The organism is Flavobacterium sp. N2038 (assembly GCF_025947185.1).
GTDB lineage: Bacteria > Bacteroidota > Bacteroidia > Flavobacteriales > Flavobacteriaceae > Flavobacterium.
Window position 1 is genome coordinate 2,743,287 of the sequence record NZ_CP110001.1, and the last position, 18,789, is coordinate 2,762,075.

The 18,789-nt window shown below is 32.7% G+C and carries 15 protein-coding genes; all 15 read left to right on the forward strand.

The window, feature by feature from the left end; all coding sequences use genetic code 11:
• Nucleotides 1-57 precede the first annotated feature (57 nt).
• The 15 genes from lpxA to OLM51_RS12305 all read left to right on the forward strand — a co-directional run bounded on the left by lpxA (nt 58) and on the right by OLM51_RS12305 (nt 18,593).
• Entirely contained in the window at nt 58-843 is a 786-nt protein-coding gene (gene lpxA, locus OLM51_RS12235) for an acyl-ACP--UDP-N-acetylglucosamine O-acyltransferase (protein WP_065450097.1), read from the forward strand.
• Between the two features lie 94 nt (nt 844-937).
• Nucleotides 938-1,504, forward strand: a complete 567-nt coding sequence (gene efp / locus OLM51_RS12240) for an elongation factor P (protein ID WP_264550896.1) — start codon at nt 938-940, stop codon at nt 1,502-1,504.
• A gap of 122 nt (nt 1,505-1,626) precedes the next feature.
• On the forward strand, nt 1,627-2,556 hold the full coding sequence (locus tag OLM51_RS12245) for a UDP-3-O-(3-hydroxymyristoyl)glucosamine N-acyltransferase (protein WP_264550897.1): 930 nt from the start codon (nt 1,627-1,629) through the stop codon (nt 2,554-2,556).
• Nucleotide 2,557: 1 nt separating this feature from the next.
• Nucleotides 2,558-2,920, forward strand: a complete 363-nt coding sequence (locus OLM51_RS12250; protein ID WP_264550898.1) for a nuclear transport factor 2 family protein — start codon at nt 2,558-2,560, stop codon at nt 2,918-2,920.
• A gap of 86 nt (nt 2,921-3,006) precedes the next feature.
• Nucleotides 3,007-3,879, forward strand: coding sequence for a succinate--CoA ligase subunit alpha (gene sucD, locus OLM51_RS12255; RefSeq protein ID WP_113678745.1), 873 nt, complete (start codon nt 3,007-3,009; stop codon nt 3,877-3,879).
• A gap of 139 nt (nt 3,880-4,018) precedes the next feature.
• Nucleotides 4,019-4,447 carry a hypothetical protein gene (locus OLM51_RS12260; protein WP_264550899.1) on the forward strand — a complete coding sequence of 143 codons (429 nt, stop codon included), beginning with the start codon at nt 4,019-4,021 and terminating at the stop codon, nt 4,445-4,447.
• A 124-nt stretch (nt 4,448-4,571) separates the two neighbouring features.
• Nucleotides 4,572-7,991 carry a leucine-rich repeat domain-containing protein gene (locus tag OLM51_RS12265; RefSeq protein ID WP_264550900.1) on the forward strand — a complete coding sequence of 1,140 codons (3,420 nt, stop codon included), beginning with the start codon at nt 4,572-4,574 and terminating at the stop codon, nt 7,989-7,991.
• A gap of 261 nt (nt 7,992-8,252) precedes the next feature.
• A complete protein-coding gene (locus tag OLM51_RS12270; protein WP_264550901.1) occupies nt 8,253-8,864 on the forward strand; it encodes an RNA polymerase sigma factor in 612 nt (203 codons plus the stop codon).
• An 89-nt stretch (nt 8,865-8,953) separates the two neighbouring features.
• Nucleotides 8,954-10,066 (forward strand): FecR family protein, encoded by a 1,113-nt coding sequence (locus OLM51_RS12275; RefSeq protein ID WP_264550902.1) that lies wholly within the window; start codon nt 8,954-8,956, stop codon nt 10,064-10,066.
• A 309-nt stretch (nt 10,067-10,375) separates the two neighbouring features.
• A complete protein-coding gene (locus OLM51_RS12280) occupies nt 10,376-14,092 on the forward strand; it encodes a SusC/RagA family TonB-linked outer membrane protein (protein ID WP_264550903.1) in 3,717 nt (1,238 codons plus the stop codon).
• Nucleotides 14,093-14,103: 11 nt separating this feature from the next.
• Complete coding sequence (locus tag OLM51_RS12285) at nt 14,104-15,582, forward strand: RagB/SusD family nutrient uptake outer membrane protein (RefSeq protein ID WP_264550904.1); 1,479 nt, start codon at nt 14,104-14,106, stop codon at nt 15,580-15,582.
• 18 nt (nt 15,583-15,600) lie between these two features.
• Nucleotides 15,601-16,461: a putative zinc-binding metallopeptidase gene (locus OLM51_RS12290; RefSeq protein ID WP_264550905.1), complete on the forward strand. Its 861-nt coding sequence runs from the start codon at nt 15,601-15,603 to the stop codon at nt 16,459-16,461.
• A gap of 31 nt (nt 16,462-16,492) precedes the next feature.
• A complete protein-coding gene (locus OLM51_RS12295) occupies nt 16,493-17,803 on the forward strand; it encodes a DUF4302 domain-containing protein (protein WP_264550906.1) in 1,311 nt (436 codons plus the stop codon).
• Between the two features lie 59 nt (nt 17,804-17,862).
• Nucleotides 17,863-18,138 carry a hypothetical protein gene (locus OLM51_RS12300; protein ID WP_264550907.1) on the forward strand — a complete coding sequence of 92 codons (276 nt, stop codon included), beginning with the start codon at nt 17,863-17,865 and terminating at the stop codon, nt 18,136-18,138.
• A 218-nt stretch (nt 18,139-18,356) separates the two neighbouring features.
• Nucleotides 18,357-18,593 (forward strand): hypothetical protein, encoded by a 237-nt coding sequence (locus tag OLM51_RS12305; protein WP_264550908.1) that lies wholly within the window; start codon nt 18,357-18,359, stop codon nt 18,591-18,593.
• The last annotated feature ends 196 nt before the right edge of the window (nt 18,594-18,789 follow it).

Sequence of the window (18,789 nt, forward strand, 5' to 3'; positions counted from 1 at the left end):
GTTTAGGTTTGTTGCCCTCAAATTAGATTATTTTAATTTAAAATATAAAACATACAGATGAATCAACCATTAGCATATGTTCATCCTGGCGCTAAAATCGCTAAAAACGTTGTAATTGAGCCCTTTACAACAATTCACAATAATGTTATTATTGGTGATGGTACTTGGATTGGTTCAAATGTGACCATCATGGAAGGCGCGCGTATTGGTAAAAATTGCAATATTTTTCCAGGTGCGGTAATTTCTGCGGTGCCACAAGATTTAAAATTTGGCGGAGAAGATTCTCTTGCTATTATTGGAGATAACTGTACAATTAGAGAATGTGTAACGATTAATAGAGGTACAGTAGCATCTGGACAAACTATTCTTGGAAACAATTGTTTAGTTATGGCGTATGCTCACATTGCACACGATTGCGAAATTGGAAACAATGCAATTATTGTAAATGGTGTTGCTTTAGCAGGACATGTTGTGGTAGGAAATCATGCCGTAATTGGTGGTTTGGCTGCTATTCACCAGTTTATTCATATTGGAGATCATGCCATGATTTCTGGTGGGTCTTTGGTAAGAAAAGATGTACCGCCATATACTAAGGCAGCAAAAGAGCCTTTGTCTTATGTTGGTATTAATTCAGTTGGATTAAGAAGAAGAGGATTTACAACTGAGAAAATCAGAGAAATTCAGGAGATCTATAGAATCTTATATCAAAAAAATTACAATACAACACAAGCTTTAAGTATTATTGAAGCGGAAATGGAAGCTACTCCTGAGAGAGATGAAATTCTGGATTTTATCAGAAATTCATCAAGAGGAATCATGAAAGGTTATTCAGGAAATTATTAAAAATAAAATCTTAACCGTTTATTTGTTTAATCGTTCAATCGAAACAAATAAACGGTTAAATGATTAAACAATATATCAAATAAAACAAAAACAAATGGCATCTACATCAGATATTAGAAACGGATTGTGTATTAAATTTAATCACGATATCTATAAAATTGTCGAATTTCTTCACGTAAAACCTGGAAAAGGTCCAGCTTTCGTAAGAACGAAATTAAGAAGTTTAACTACAGGAAGAATATTAGACAATACATTTTCTGCAGGACATAAAATTGAAGACGTGCGTGTAGAGACGCATAATTACCAGTTTTTATATGCTGAAGGAGATGAATTTCATTTTATGAATACAGAATCTTTTGAGCAAATTTCTTTGAATAAAAATATCCTGGATGCTCCGGGATTATTAAAAGAAGGAACAAGCGTTATGGTTCAGGTTAATACAGAGACAGATTTGCCATTATCAGTAGATATGCCGTCTTCTGTAATTCTTGAAGTTACTTACGCTGAGCCGGGAGTAAAAGGAAATACAGCAACAAACGCAACAAAATCTGCTACAGTTGAGACGGGAGCAACTATAAACGTTCCATTGTTTATCAACGAAGGTGATAAAGTTAAAATCGATACAGCTTCAGGTTCATACATGGAGCGTGTAAAAGAGTAGTTTATCTATTAAGATAAATTTGTTAATGAGTCAATTAGAAAAGTAATTTTATAATATAATTTTAATAATTTTATTTTCTAATTGGCTCATTTTCGAATTGATACATTTTCTAATCAAAAAATATGAAATTTCCGAAGATTTATTCTTTACAAGAAATTGCAAGTTTGCTTAATTGCGAATTTATTGGAGATAAAGACTTTCCGGTTTCGGGCATGAATGAAATTCATGTTGTAGAGCCAGGTGATATAGTTTTTGTTGACCATCCAAAATACTACGATAAAGCTTTACAATCAGCCGCTACTATTGTTTTAATTAATAAAAAAGTAGATTGTCCGGAAGGTAAAGCACTTTTAATTTCTGATGATCCATTTAGAGATTTTAACGTTTTAACCAGACACTTTAAGCCATTTCAATTTGCAAATGTTGCTATTTCAACTTCTGCAGTAATAGGCGAAGGTACTTTAATACAGCCCAATAGTTTTATTGGTAATCATGTCAAAATTGGAAAAAACTGCCTGATACATTCTAATGTTTCTATTTACGATCATACCGTAATTGGTGATAATGTAATCATTCATGCGGGAACTATTTTGGGTGCTGATGCGTTTTATTACAAAAAACGTCCAGAGGGCTTTGATCAGCTAATCTCTGGAGGTAGAGTTGTTATTGAAGATAATGTTGGAATTGGTGCGCTTTGTACTATTGATAAAGGCGTTACCGGTGACACTACAATTGGCGAAGGAACCAAACTAGACAATCAGGTCCATGTTGGACATGATACTATCATTGGAAAAAAATGTTTAATTGCCTCACAAACTGGTATTGCGGGTTGTGTTGTAATTGAAGATGAAGTTACTATCTGGGGACAAGTAGGTACAACCAGCGGAATCACAATAGGAGCAAAGGCTGTTATTATGGGGCAAACTGGTGTGACCAAATCGGTTGAAGGCGGAAAATCTTATTTTGGAACTCCAATCGAAGAATCAAGAGAAAAGTTGAAGCAATTGGCAAATATCAAAAAGATTCCTGAAATTCTAAATAAATTGAAATAATATGTCTATTAAAGAATTTGTTCAAAAATTTTACAAATCAGATGCCCTAATTGATAGCGAAATTCTTAAAACGTATTTGCATCCTGATGTTTTATTAGATTGGAATAGCAGCAAAGGATTAATTCAGATGGATTATGATTCGATGCTTGAAATGGCCAATGAATTAAATAGAGCTTACGTTCGTTCAAAAGTCAGAATTAGCCATATTCTTGCAGAAGACGATTTAGTTTCTATTCGTTATTCGCATTTTGTAAAGACGATTGAAAATCCAAGAGAAGAGATGTTACTTGCTCATTTTTCGACGATTTGGCAAATAAAAGATGATAAACTTTACAGAGGTTATCAGATGAGTCAATTTTCTTAATATTTTTTTGATAATAAAGAGGCAAAAATAGATTACAAAACCTTATTTTTGCATCACAATTTTAAAAACTACATAAAATATATATCATGAGTGTTTTAGTTAATAAAGATTCCAAAATAATTGTTCAGGGATTTACAGGAAGCGAAGGAACTTTCCACGCTTCTCAAATGATTGAGTACGGTACTAATGTTGTTGGTGGTGTTACTCCAGGTAAAGGAGGAACAAGCCATTTAGAGCGTCCGGTTTTTAATACAGTAAAAGATGCTGTAGATCAAGCTGGTGCTGATACTTCTATCATTTTTGTTCCGCCAGCTTTTGCTGCTGATGCAATTATGGAAGCTGCTGATGCCGGAATTAAAGTAATTATTGCTATTACAGAAGGAATTCCTGTAGCAGATATGATTAAAGCAAATAATTATGTTAAAGAAAGAAATTCTAGATTAATTGGTCCAAACTGTCCAGGTGTAATTACTCCGGGTGAAGCTAAAGTTGGTATTATGCCAGGTTTCGTTTTCAAAAAAGGAACTGTTGGAATCGTATCTAAATCTGGAACTTTAACTTATGAAGCTGCTGACCAGGTTGTAAAACAAGGTTTAGGAATCACTACAGCTATTGGTATTGGTGGAGATCCAATTATTGGAACTACAACTAAAGAAGCTGTTGAATTATTAATGAACGATCCAGAAACTGAAGCAATCATTATGATTGGTGAAATTGGAGGTCAACTTGAGGCTGATGCTGCAAGATGGGTAAAAGCTGATGGTAACCGTAAACCAGTTATTGGTTTTATCGCTGGAGAAACTGCTCCTGCTGGTAGAACAATGGGTCACGCAGGTGCTATTGTTGGTGGTTCTGATGATACTGCTGCTGCTAAAAAACAAATCATGAGAGACAACGGAATTCACGTTGTTGATTCACCAGCTGAAATTGGTAAAAAAGTAAAAGAAGTATTGGGTTAATATCCAATGTTTTAAATAACAAATTCCAAAAAAGTCTCAATATTGTGTTGAGACTTTTTTACATTTTAAAGACTGAGGCGTAAAAAGAAAAAACTTAGAATCTTAGTACCTCAGTATCTTAGAAACTTAAAAAAGAAATATGTACAAAGAATTAGAAAAGTTTAAAGCAAGTAACAGTTTTGCTTTTACTATTGAAGACAGTTTAGAAGAAGTTTGCAACGCTCCTGAAGGAAGTGCAGGTGTTTTTGTAGTTTATGCTGTTGAAGGAGAAACTAAAGAGTTAATTATGGTTGGTTCTACAGGAACTGTTCAAAATGACGGAACTCTAAAAAGTAAAAATGGTGGTTTATATGATAAAATTGTAAACGGGCACCAATTTGCAAAAACAGGAAGAAAATATTCTTGGCCGGCTCAAATGAAATTAGAGAACATCTCTGTTCTTGAAGTGGTTTGGTACGAAACTTTTAATGCAGATGTAAAAGCAATTCCAACTGCGGTTGAAGGACAGGTTTTACAAAATTTCTTAGATGCAAATGGTAAATTACCAAGATGGAATGTAGCATTCTAAAAGTTATTTTTGTAAATAATTAAAATCAAGAACCTTGCTAAAATTTAGTAAGGTTTTTTTTGTTATGGAGTAGGTTTTAATTTTGTGGTTTTATATATTTAAAGTCCAAAAAACAAACCAATCTATGATAAAAAACTACCTGCTTTTACTGGCTTTGTGCTATTTTTCTTCAGCTAGTGCGCAAATAATTAATTTCCCTGATGCTGCTTTTAAGGCAAAATTACTTCAGGCGAGTACAGCAAATCAGATTGCATTGAATATCTACGGTGCGAGTATAAAAATTGATGCCAACGATAATAACGAAATTGAGGCTTCTGAGGCATTGAATGTTGGATATTTAAACGTTACTTATTCCCAATTAAGCTCTTTAGAGGGAATTTCTAATTTCAGTAATTTGAAATCTCTGCAATGTGAATCTAATTCCCTGAAAAGTTTAAATCTTACCGCTTTGACAAAATTGCAAACTTTAAGATGTGGCTATAACTCACTTACTTCTTTAGAAATAGATGGATTATCTCAGCTTAGTTTATTGCATTGCAATGGAAATAAGCTTACCAGTTTAAATGTGACAGGATTAAATAACTTAGAAGGTATAAATTGTGAATATAACAATTTGACAGAAATGGATTTAACTTCTTTAAGTAATCTTTACTCTTTGATTTGCAGTTCGAATAAGTTAACTTCATTAAAATTATCCGGATTGTCTAAACTTAATAATCTTGATTGTCAGTTTAATACTTTAAATACATTCGAAATTAAAAATTTGCCGGGATTGCAAAGTTTAAATTGTAAAGTCAGTTTTACAACAGAAACAATAGATCTTAGTGGTTTGCCAAATCTTACCTGGCTGGATTGCAGTTCTAATAAGTTTACATCATTAGACGTAAGTAATTTAACTAAATTAAAATATCTGGATTGCGGTATCAATAAATTAACAACATTAGATGCGAGTAATTTAAAAAGCCTAACGAAGTTATTATGCTGGAGAAACGAACTAACAAGTCTGAATATAAACGGACTTGCAGAGTTGGAATCTCTTAATTTTTCTGAAAATAAATTTACATCGTTTACAGGAACAGGGCTAAGCAAAATTAAGAGCTTAGATCTTAGAGGAAATAAATTAACAACTTTAGATGTTTCTAATTCACCAAGCCTTGAATCCTTATTTTGTTCAGAAAATTTATTAACGACTTTAAATACTTCCGGTTTAAATAATTTAAAAATGCTTTATTGCAACAATAATAAACTAACGGGAATAGATGTTACCGGATTACCTAAATTAGCCTCTTTTTATTGCAAAAACAATATTCTAACGAGTATTAATGTAAAGAACTTACTTTATCTGACTGAATTATATGTGGATACAAATCAATTGACAAGTATTGATTTGACCGGTTTAGATAATTTAAATCTCCTTTCTTGTGCTGCTAATAAACTGACCGATATTAATGTATTGGGCTTGAAAAATCTAACTAAATTTTATTGCACGAGTAATGAATTAACTAAAATTGATTTAGCTGGTTTAAGTAAATTGGAAATTTTAACTTGTAGTAGAAACAAACTAACAAATTTAGATTTGGGAAGCCTAAGCAATCTTGTTTTATTAAATTGCAGTTTTAATCAATTTGCGAGTTTAGATATTTCAAAACTTACTAAGTTACAAGATTTTTATTGTACTAATAATCAAATTGTAGATCTGGATTTTACTGGCCTTAGCAATCTTGGATTATTAAAATGTGATAATAACTTGTTAACAAAACTGAATGTTTCAGGATTAAAAAAATTGCAAATTATTACATTTCAGAATAATAAAGTGGCGAATATTGATTTATCAGGTTTGCAAAATATTATAGACTTTAATTGCTCAAACAACAAATTAAACACTTTAGATTTTTCGACTGTTGCTTATACTCCGCAAGATGGTTTTATGGGGCCTGGCACTTATATTTACGAATTTGCAGAGGGAGGATCTATTTTTACGACTTCTTGTGATTATACTTTAAATGACAACCAATTTGAATTTATTAATTTGAAAAACAGTAATGTATTTTCTGTTGATTTCTCAGGCAATACTGCTTTAAAATATATCTGCGTAAATGATAATAAAATTGCAGAAATCGAAGCATCAATTAGTAAATATGGCTATACAGATTGTCATGTAAACTCGTATTGTTCTTTTAAACCGGGAGGAACAAGTTATGTTATCCAGGGTAATAGCAGAATTGATAGTGATAATAATGGCTGTGATGCTCTAGATATTGCAGCCTCAAATATTAAGTTTGTTATAAATGATACCGTTAAAAACGAAAGTATTATAAACAATGCAACAGGGAGTTATTTTATTCCCGTTTCAGAAGGAAATTTTACTATTGTGCCAACTTTAGAAAACGCGGATTATTTTACGGTGTCACCAAGTTCTGTAAATGTTGTTTTTCCATCAGGAGCGAGCCCTTTTAATCAGGACTTTTGCTTAACGCCAAAAGGGTCGCATAAGGATTTAGAAATTAACATATTACCAATTCAGCCTGCAAGACCAGGATTTGATGCCAAATATAAAATCATTTATAAAAATAAAGGAAATATAGCTCAATCGGGTTCAGTAAATCTTGCTTTTGATGATTCGACCCTGGATTTAGTATCTTCCAATGCAACTATTGCTAATCAAACTGCAGGGAATATCGTTTGGGATTTTACAAGTTTAAAGCCTTTAGAAACAAAAGAAATTGAAATTATTTTTAATGTAAATTCTCCAACAGAAACTCCGGCAGTAAACAATAATGATATTTTAAAATATATTGCAAAAATAAATTCTCCTGATACGGATGAAATTATAGCCGATAATACTTTTGAATTTAATCAGACAGTTGTAGGATCTTATGATCCTAATGATAAAACTTGTTTAGAAGGAAATGTGATAAAACCGGAATTAATTGGGCAATATGTACATTATATGATTCGATTTGAAAATACAGGAAATTATGCAGCAGAAAATATTGTAGTAAAAGACATAATAGATTTATCTAAATTTGATATTTCGACTTTAGTCCCAACAAAATCAAGCCATTCTTATACAACAAAAATTTCTGATGGAAACAAGGTAGAATTTATCTTCGAAAAAATTAATCTTCCTTTTGATGACGCTAATAATGATGGTTATATCGCTTTTAAAATAAAAACATTATCGACTTTAAAAGTTGGAGATTCGTTTACAAATGAAGCTAATATTTATTTTGATTATAATTTTCCGATTGTAACCAATATGGCAACTTCGACTTTTAAAACATTAAGCAGGCAGGATTTTCAGTTTTCTGAGTATTTTGGCATACATCCAAATCCGGTAAAAGATGTTCTGAATATTGATTCTGGTAATACAGTTGAAAAACAGGCGATGTATGTATATGATATGTTGGGGCAATTGGTTATAGCAGTTCCCGATGCAGCGAATACTTCAAAAATTGATGTTTCAAAATTAAGAACAGGTAATTACATCCTAAAAGTAAAAACCAGCAGAGGAATTTCAAGTAGCAAGTTTATTAAAAAATAGACTCAGAATATATCGCGTAAAATCTTGTTAAATTAGTTTACTAAGATTAATGCAATAATTTAGTTTTCCGCCTGAACCCCTTTTAAATCAGTAAAAAGAGACAGTTTTGTATATTACGAAACTGTCTCTTTTGTGTAAAATAATTGTTTTTATATATTTGCTTTTATATATTTAGCACACAAAATGAAAGAATAATGTTAAAAAACTATATTCTTTGTATTGCTAGAAAGCTTTTTTTAAAGAATACAACTCCAAATCTAGATGAAGACTACAACTTTGGCTTTTAATGTTTTTGATGATAACACGCTTTGGAATAATCTGATCAATGGTGATGAAAAATCATTTTCATTATTATTTGAGAGGTATTATGCTGATTTGGTTCGTTATGGAAACTCTCTTTCTCCTTATGAAGAAAAAGTACAGGATTGTATTCAGGATGTTTTTACAGATATATGGGTGTATAGAAACTCACTGCAAAGTTCAGTAGTTGTAAAAGCTTATTTACTATCCAGTGTGCGTAAAAGAATTGCACGTTTATATGAGCGTGACCACATTTTCAGAAAAACTACCACAACAGATTCAATTGCCTTTTTACTGGAGTTTTCTGTAGAGCATGATCTTATAGACGATGATTATGCTGCCAAAGAAAAAGTACTTCACTTAAACAAATTATTAAACGATTTACCTGCAAGACAGAAAGAGGCCATATATCTTCGATATCATCAGGGATTAACTGTTGAACAAATTGCCGAAATGCTCGATGTAAATTATCAATCGGCAAGTAACTTGTTACATCGCGGTTTACTTAGTCTTCGCAAAGAATGGAAGGGGACTTTTTCCTTATTTCTTCTCTTGTCTGCAAGTAGTTTTTAATTTTATTTGAAAAAATTTAAAAAAAATCACAATTTGGTGAGTATATAATAAGAGTGCTGTCCTCTATGTTTTTGTAACCTTATTTTTAGATGCAAAAACGTAATACATATACCCAAATTGAAGATTTTTTATCTGACGAGTCATTCCAAGCCTGGATTTTGTTTAAAACAGATCAGGATGGTTGGGAAGAATGGACTCTGGAAGACCTTCAGCGAGCTAAATTAGTAGAAGATGCAAGATTATTGCTTCTTGCCATGAGAGTGCCGGAAAAAGAATTTACACCCTCTGATATTCATAGAGCGTTGCAAAATACCTGGCATAAAATTCGTGAGAAAGAAAGCAAAAAAACACTTCAGGGTTTAAAAATCAATTTCTTTAGAAAACATTTCCTTTCCGGAGTTGCAGCGACATTATTTGTTTGTCTCGCTTCGGCTTGGTTTTATAATGCCTATTTTAAATCAAGCAACAATATTATCACTTATAACGAATTGGTTAGCGAAGATAGCGAAGGTTTGGTTGAACAAACAAATAATTCAGGTAAACCTCAGATTATTACACTTTCAGACGGAAGTTCTGTTTTACTTCAGCCAGATAGTAAATTAAGTTACCCTAAAATATTTGTTGGAAACGAGCGAAAAGTATATTTATCGGGTGAAGGCTTTTTTGAAATTAGCAAAAACCCGAAGAAACCATTTTTTGTTTATGCCAACGAAATTGTCACAAAGGTTGTAGGAACGAGTTTCAGAGTTAAAGCCTATTCTGATATGCCAGATGTAGAAGTGCTTGTACGAACTGGTAAAGTGAAAGTAAAATCGAATGATTTAGTGGCTAAATCAGATCATAAAGAAATTGTTTTATTGCCGAATCAGGCTCTTAGATTCCAGAGAAGTGATCTAAAGTTTAAAAAGATCACAGATATTACTCAGGATATTGCATTAACCAAGAGTGTAGGGAATATAGAGCAGCTAAGTTTTGAATTTAATGATATTCCGGTTTCTCAGATTTTTGAAACTATTGAGCAAGCCTATCTCGTTGATATAGATTACCCCAAAAACAAATTAATTGATTGCCATTTGACCACCTCTTTAAGTGATCAGCCCTTAACTGAAAAGCTAAAGATTGTCTGTAAAAGCCTCGGAAACAATACCAATTTTGAGATGAATGGGAATCAGATTACGATAACTTCAGACGGATGTAATTAATTTTTTTAGCGCAACTGTAATTGCACTATCAAAGCTTTTATTTCCAATCAGAATTTTTTAAAGGTAAAATCTGTCATTTTTTTATAAAAATGTCAAGGATTTCTTTTTTCAATTTTTCAAAATAATAAACTATAACCAACCAAAGTAAACCAGTATAATGCCTATGTAAAAATAATAACATAAAAAAAAAGTGCCGAAATGCTGTAACATTATCGACACTTATCAGGGTTGAATTTCTCTCTGTAAAGAGCAATTCATGAGTTTCTTCAAATACATGCAATTAGTATTAATCAAAAACAAATCAAAATTATGAAAAAACCAGTTGTTAAACAACGATTACTCCATAGAATCATGAAAATAACACTATTTCAGTTTGTCTTAGCACTTGTATTTTCAAGCTTTGCAGTGGCAAACAATGTAAGTGGACAAAAGAAATTAGATACCAGGGTTACCATTACAGTTGAGAATTTATCTCTTGACAATGCGCTGTCTAAAATCGAAAAGTCCGCTCATGTTAAATTTTCGTATAATTCAAGACTTCCGCAACTAAATAATAAAATTAGTATCGAAGCCAATCAGGAAACGCTTTCGAGTATTCTGAGCCGCATTCTGGTACCCTTTAATATTACTTTTTCAGAAGTAAGCAATCAGATTATTTTGCAAAAAACTTCAGGAGCAAATCCTTTTGCAAATGCAGATAATCATGATTCACTTTTTGAGGCTTTAACAGCCGGACCAATCATTAAAGGAAAAGTAACAGATGCGAGTGGAGTACCGCTTCCCGGAGCAACAGTATTGGCAAAAGGAACAAAAATGGCAGTATTAACAGACTATGATGGTAATTTTACAATCGAAATGCCTGCAAATAGTGATAAACTTCTTATTTCTTACGTAGGTATGGAGACCAAAGAAATAGGAATTGGAAATACTGCGCCAACAATTGCTTTAAATGAATTAGGGCAAAACCTAAAAGAGGTTGTGGTTACAACCGGATATGAAAAAACATCTAAAAGAACATTTACGGGAGCTATCAGTAAAATTTCTGGTACGGAATTAAAAGTTGAGGGAGTTGTTGACGTAAGCCGAATGATCGAAGGTAAAGCTGCCGGAGTAACGGTACAAAATGTTACAGGAACTTTTGGTACAGCTCCAAAAATTACAGTGCGTGGTTCGTCTTCAATTTTTGGAGATACAAAACCATTATGGGTAATTGATGGTGTTGTACAGGAAGATATTATTAATGTTACTTTCGCAGATTTGGCATCGGGGAATTCTGCAACATTATTAAGCTCTTCTGTTGCAGGTTTAAATGCAAATGATATTCAAAGTATTGAAATTCTAAAAGATGCATCGGCTACGTCAATTTATGGATCAAGATCACTAAATGGAGTAGTGGTTGTAACCACCAAACAAGGTCGTAGAGATTCGCCTTTGAAAGTGAGTTATTCTGTAGAAAATACCGTAAGAACAGTTCCAAGCTATACGCAATACGATATCTTAAATTCTCAGGAATCAATGAGTGTGTTTCAGGAAATGAGACAAAAAGGATATTTGGATTTAAGTTCTTCTTATACAGGAAGATTTGGTGGAGCTTACAACATTCTTGCTAAAGAAATAAACCGTTATAACGAATCAAATGGTCAATTTGGAGTTAAAAACGATCAACCATATATCAATCAGTTCTTAAAGAAATACGAATTGGCTAATACAGATTGGTTCAATGTTTTATTCAGACCATCGATTACTCAAAACCACTCTTTAAGCTTTTCGGGAGGAGGAAAAAACAATACTTTTTATGCCTCTCTTGGTTACTACACAGATCCGGGATGGACAGTTGCTGATAATGTAAAACAATTATCTTCAAACCTTAAAGGAACATTTTTTATCAATGATAAATTAAATATTACTTTATCTGCTTTAGGTTCTATTCGTAATCAACAAGCACCAGGTGCTTATGAGAGTAAAAAAGATCTTGTGTTTGGTAAAACAACAAGAGATTTTGATATTAATCCATTCAACTATGTTTTAAGTACCAGCAGAACTTTAAGACCTTATGATGATAATGGCAATTTGGAATATTACCAAAACAACTGGGCTCCAATGAATATTATCAATGAGTTAGAAAACAATACATTAGATATTAAAGTTAATGATATGCGTTTTCAACTTGATTTAGATTATAAGATCAATAAAAACCTGACGTATAACTTAACAGGTTCGGCTCGTTACGCTAATACCTCAAGAGAGCATAAAATTTACGAAGGATCAAATGTTGTTGGAGCATACAACGCAGGTGTAGGAGATAATGTAAATACTCAGATTCAAAAAGATAACGTGTTTTTATATCAAAATCCAAACGATTTAACAGCACCAAAAGTATCTGTATTACCAAGTGGCGGATTTTTAAGAAAGTACACAAACGATATGACTTCTTACAACATTAGAAATAGTGTTACGTATAGAAATACATTTAAAGACAAACATGAAGTTGAAGGCTTCTTTGGAACAGAGCTTAGATCTGTAGACAGAAACAATGACAGTTTTACAGCTGCTGGTATTCAGTATGATAAAGGTTTAACACCATTTATTGATCCTAGAATTATCGAGAAAATTGTAAACGGAGGAGATTCTTATTATGATTTTGGAGAAGAAAGAGAAAGAACAGTAGGTTTCTTTGGAAAAGTAGGATATACTTATGATCGTCGTTATACAGCATCTTTAACAGGTCGTTATGACGGATCTAACAGACAAGGAGATACTGGATCTTCAAGATGGTTGCCTACTTATACCATTAGTGGTAAATGGAATGTTGCTGAAGAGAACTTCTTAAAAAACAATGAGACAATCAATACATTAGCATTGAGAGCTTCTTACGGTTTAACTGCAACAGCAGGTCCGGCAACTAACTCATTAGCGATTTACAAAAGTTTTATAACAGATCGTTTTAATCTTTCAGACAGAGAAAATGCGATTAAAATTGAGGATTTACAGAATAAAGATCTGACTTGGGAGAAACAATTTGAAACTAACATTGGTGTAGATTTAGGAATGTTCAACAACAGAGTGTCTTTAGTTACTGATGTTTACAGACGTAAAGCTTTTGATTTGATTGATTATGTAATTACATCTGGTGTGGGTGGAGAATCTGTAAAGCAAGGAAATAATGCTGATATGGAAACCAAAGGTCTTGAGTTTGGAATTACAACTCAAAATATCATCACAAATAACTTTAGATGGTCTACAACTTTGAATTTTTCTGTTTACGATCAGAAAATTACAAAATTAGCCAACAAGCCATCTGCTTTTGATTTGGTAGATTCTAATGGAGGAAATACAGTAGGACATCCTAGAAACTCTATTTACTCTTATCAATTTACAGGATTAAACAATCAGGGATTACCAACGTTCAATTTACAAGAAGGAGCAGAGAACAATATTACAGGAGCTGACTTTCAGGATACTAAAGATGTTACCAATTATTTGAAATATGAAGGTTCTATTGAGCCTAACAAATCTGTTGGTTTAGCCAATACATTCACATACAAAAACTGGTCACTATATGTATTTGTAGTAGGTTCAGGCGGAAATAAAGTTCGTTTAAACCCTGTTTACAGCAACGAATACAATGATTTAACTGTGTTTACTAAAGAATTCACTAACCGTTGGATCAATCCAGGCGATGAGAATGTAACAAACGTTCCGGTTATTGCAGATAAACTGTTAAACAGAAATTACGGAGACAGAGATTTAGAGATTGCCTACAATACTTATAATTTCTCAGATGTGAGAGTTGCAGATGGTGACTTTGTAAGGTTGAAAAACGTTTCGCTTAGCTGGGAATTCCCAAGTGATTACAAGAAAAAATTAGGACTTAGCACTTTTACTTTAAAAGGATCTGCGGTAAACCCATGGTTGATCTATTCAGATAAAAGATTAAACGGTCAGGATCCTGAGTTTCGTAATACCGGAGGTGTAGCATTTCCTATCACTTCTCAGTACACATTTACTATAAATGTTTCATTCTAATAGCATTAATCATGAAAAATATACAAATAGCACTTTCATTATTATTAGTGATCACTCTAAACAGCTGTGATGAGTTTCTTTCAGAAATTCCAGATAATAGAACTCAAATAGATACGCCGGAAAAAATATCAGAATTATTAGTTACAGCATATCCGGATAAAAGTTATGTTTTAATTGGAGAAACAATGTCTGATAACGTATTCGACAGCGAAACACAATCTTCTGATGTTGATAACAGACAGAGCTATAACTGGGAAATGCAAACACAGTTAGGTGCCGATACAGAAGCAGATTTCTGGAATGCATCTTACGAAGCTATTGCAGCTTCAAATCAGGCTTTGGCTGCGATTGAAGAACTAGGTAGTCCTGAAAGTTTAAATCCTCAAAAAGGAGAAGCTTTAGTGGCAAGAGCATACAATCATTTTATGCTGGTTTCATTTTGGTCAAACCGATATAATCCTACAACTGCTTCAACAGATTTAGGAATTCCGTATATCACAAAACCTGAGACAGAATTATTAGTAACATACAAACGTAATTCTGTAAAAGAAGTTTTTGATTTTATTGAAAAAGATCTTACAGAAGGATTAAAATATATTACTAATAATTATAAAGAACCTAAATATCACTTTAATGTTGATGCTGCAAAAGCATTTGCAAGCCGTTTTTATTTAGTAAAAGGAGATTGGGACAAAGTATTGGAATATTCTAAAGCATTAGGTTCAAAACCTACAACGCTAAGAGACTATGTTGCTTTTAATGCTGCACCTTCGGCACAAAAACCTCTTGAATACTCAAAAGTAGAACAATCAACAAACCTATTGGTAGCTTATCCAAATTCAACAGCCCGCAGAGGATATCAAAACAGATTTTATCTTGCTGATAACAGATCTGATGAAATTTTAGGATCTGAAACAAACATTTGGGGTAAAAGCTGGTTGATTTTTACTTCATCATTTTATGAGAATAATGTACTGATCCCTAAATTCTACGAATACTTTAAATATACTAACGTAACTGCCGGTATTGGTGAAGCTTTTACAGGTGTAGTATTACTAAGTAATGATGAGTTTTTCCTGAATAGAATTGAGGCACATGTAATGAAAAATCAGTTTGATGAAGCAAATGCTGAATTACAATATTTATTAGGATTAAGAACGGCAGGATTTAATGCAAATACAGATAAAATTACAGAAGCTAATATTACCGCTATGTATCCTGTAGTGGCAGACGAATACACTCCTTTTTACAATTTAACACCTGTACAGGCTTCTTATATTAAAGCTATTGCAGAGGCGAGAAGAAGAGAATTTATCCAAGAAGGTTTAAGATGGTTTGATGTAAAACGTTTTAATCTGGTAGTAGAACATGTTACTAAAGAAAACGGACAACCAGTTAAAACCAATGTCTTAATCAAAGATGATAAACGCAGAGCTTTGCAAATTCCGCAAAGAGCATCTGATAGTGGCATCGAGAAAAATCCTAGATAAAAATTTAATTTAATTATTATGAAAATATTACATAGATATAGAGCGATTGCAATGATTACGGGAGCAATGTTATTTGTTGCTTGTGCTCATGAAGATCAGCCAACAGAAACACAATTAGATTATACAGTAAAAAGCAAAACAGAATTAGACAACTGGATTGGCACCACTTTTCTTGATCCATACAACATAAAAGTATACTACGAGTGGAATCAGAATTTAGTAGATGACAACCGTTATTTATTTCCACCAACTATAGACAAAGTACAACCAGCACTTGAAGTTGTCGAAAAAATATGGATCGATAGTTATTCTACCATTGGTGGAGCAGATTTCGTAAAGAAAATTTCACCGAGAGAATTCGTTTTGGTAGGAGGGACAAACTTAAACACTTCCGGTACTATGACTTTAGGTTTGGCAGAAGGCGGACAAAGAGTAACTCTTTTCCAGTTAGATTATTTAAATCGTTCAAGCAGACCTGATGTTACACAGTTCATTCACACTATTCAGCATGAGTATGTACATATCTTAAACCAGACAAAACCATTTGACGAGCAGGCCTGGGCAAAATTAACTCCGGCAGGATATACATCAAGCTGGTACATCTACAGTACGGCAAGTTCAAGAGCTTTAGGTTTTATAACCAGTTATGCAAGACTAAGTATTTATGAAGATTTTGCAGAAACTGCAGCAACAATCTTAACAAGTTCAAAAGCAGAATATGCTGCTATTTTGGCAAGTGTAACAGATGCAACAGCAAAAGCCAATCTAAAGAAAAAAGAGGCCATTGTAGTGCAATATTACAAAGACAACTTTGGTATGGATTTCTACGCACTTAGAGACGAAGCGCAAAAGAATACAGATGCTGTTATCAACGATTAAGACAAGTAATAATTAATATAAAAACAATATTATGAAAGTAAAATATATATATAAGTATCTATTTCTTGCACTTGTGGCGGTTATATTAGGTGCATGTACAAGTAATGAAGCTGAATCGAAGTTTGATCAAACACCACTTGAGAGATCAAATGCCAGAAAAAAAGAATTAAATGACGCTTTGCTTTCTTCTGCAGAAGGATGGAAATTAGTTTATTATACTGACAATACGCAGTTAGGAGGCTGGACACATCTTTTTAAATTTTTACCAAATGGAAAAGTAGACATGGCATCTGATTTTGATAGTGATACAGATGTGCACCAAAGTCAGTATGATTTACAATTAGGTAGTACAGTGAGTTTGGTATTTACCACAGCAAACAGAATACATCTTTTATCACAATCAGATAATTATCCAACAGCAGCACTTCTTGGTAAAGGATACTTAGGTGATTTTCAGTTCTTTTATTATGGAGTAGAAAATGGCGAAATCATTTTTAGAACCAATAGAGACTTTAAAGAAATACGTTTCAAAAAAGCAACAGCGCAAGATTGGACAGATTTGGCGAAGAATACAGTAATGGGAGATAATATTTCAAGCAAATTATTCCGATTATTAGATATCAATGATGGTTCGACTGTATCACATTATGATTTTGATGTAAATTATGATGCGCGTTTTGCAGTAGCGAACTCTTTAGAAAGCAGTACAGCAAAAGGCTACAATATCGCTTATCAGTTAACACCGGCAGGTATAACGGTAAAACCGGAACTTGAAGTAAAAGGTCAGAAATTATCTGATTTTATTTATGACAGTGCCACAGAAAACTTTGTTGCCACAGGAACAAACGGAGTAAGCGCTACAATAAAATTCACCTACACACCACCAGTGTTAACAGATGATTATAAAATTGCACTTGCGGGTCAGCCAGTTACGAGATTTGGTTATTTTGCAGACGATACAACAGCGGATGCTCCAACAAATACGAAGCAATTTAAAGATGCTTTTGCAAACGTAAATGCACAATTGGATGGAGATGCATTAATGAGTGTTGAAATCTATTTTAATCACCCAACGCAAGGAAACCTAATCGTTTACGGGTTTGCTAGCGGAGCAAGTTTTATTCACCGAATTAACGTGGTAGAAGATGCAGCTGGTAAAAAAATTATTTTAAAACACAGATCAGGAAATGTTCCACCATTCCTAGTAGATTTTGAAAAATTCTTATTAGATCCAAAAGGTATATATGTAAAGAAAGAAGCTTTTAAACTGACTTATACTAATACAATTTACACGTTTACCGGTGCCAGCAGTAGTTTTAGAATGACAGCTTATAAATTATAATTTTTTAAACAGAAGAAAGTGTCTCCGGATTGAGACACTTTCTTCTTAACATACAGATTATGAAAAAATATTTTACAGCAACAAATATTATCTTTTTTATATGGGGATTAGTATTAATCGCAATATCCCAATTTTACAGAGAATATAACAGATACTTTTTATATCTGTCTCTTGCAGTAATTATTCCGGCAATGATTTTTAACCTCATAAAACAGAAAAGAGAAGACAAACTTAATGATACAAAAAAGTTTCAATCTTCAATTTTTAGAATGTTGATTATGGCATTATTATTAGTAATCGTCTTTTTGGCAACAAGACAAAATGATATTTACTAGTTTTAGTTTTGTTTTTAATTTTGGAGGAAAAGGCAGCTCATTAGAGCTGCTTTTTTTTATCTAAAATTTGAAAATAAAATCTTGTTATTTATTCCATAAAAAAGAAATATTTTCTTATTTTTATAATTGATAATTAACGATTTAAGTTAAAATTCTGTCTGAAAACTCAACAGGCAAAAAAAGTATTGAGTATACAAACATCAAACAATTTAATCATTATGCTAAAAACAATTTTAAATTTTAAAGGCACAGAAATTCTTTCAAAAGAAGGGCAAAAGTACATTTTTGGAAGAGGGACTGGAGTTCATCCCGTTTGCAGTGACGGAAATTGGGCTCCAGTAGGTGCAAATCCGGCAAATTACCCAAATTACCCTTGTGCGGATATTTACGAGCCAGTAGTACCAGTGCCATGTAAACCTATGCTTTTGCCTGACGGAACTGTTTCACAATGCTAATCTAAATCACCAAATACCGCTTTATTTCGTAAAGCGGTATTTTTTTGTTTACTAAATTTTAAAATACATTCTAGTATTATTTCTTGTGTGATAACCCGTAAGAAAAGTGACGTAACAAACCATTTTTTATATTACAAATTTTATTAAACGCCCAAATAATCTATATTTGTATTTCAAAAAATAAAAACGAATACCT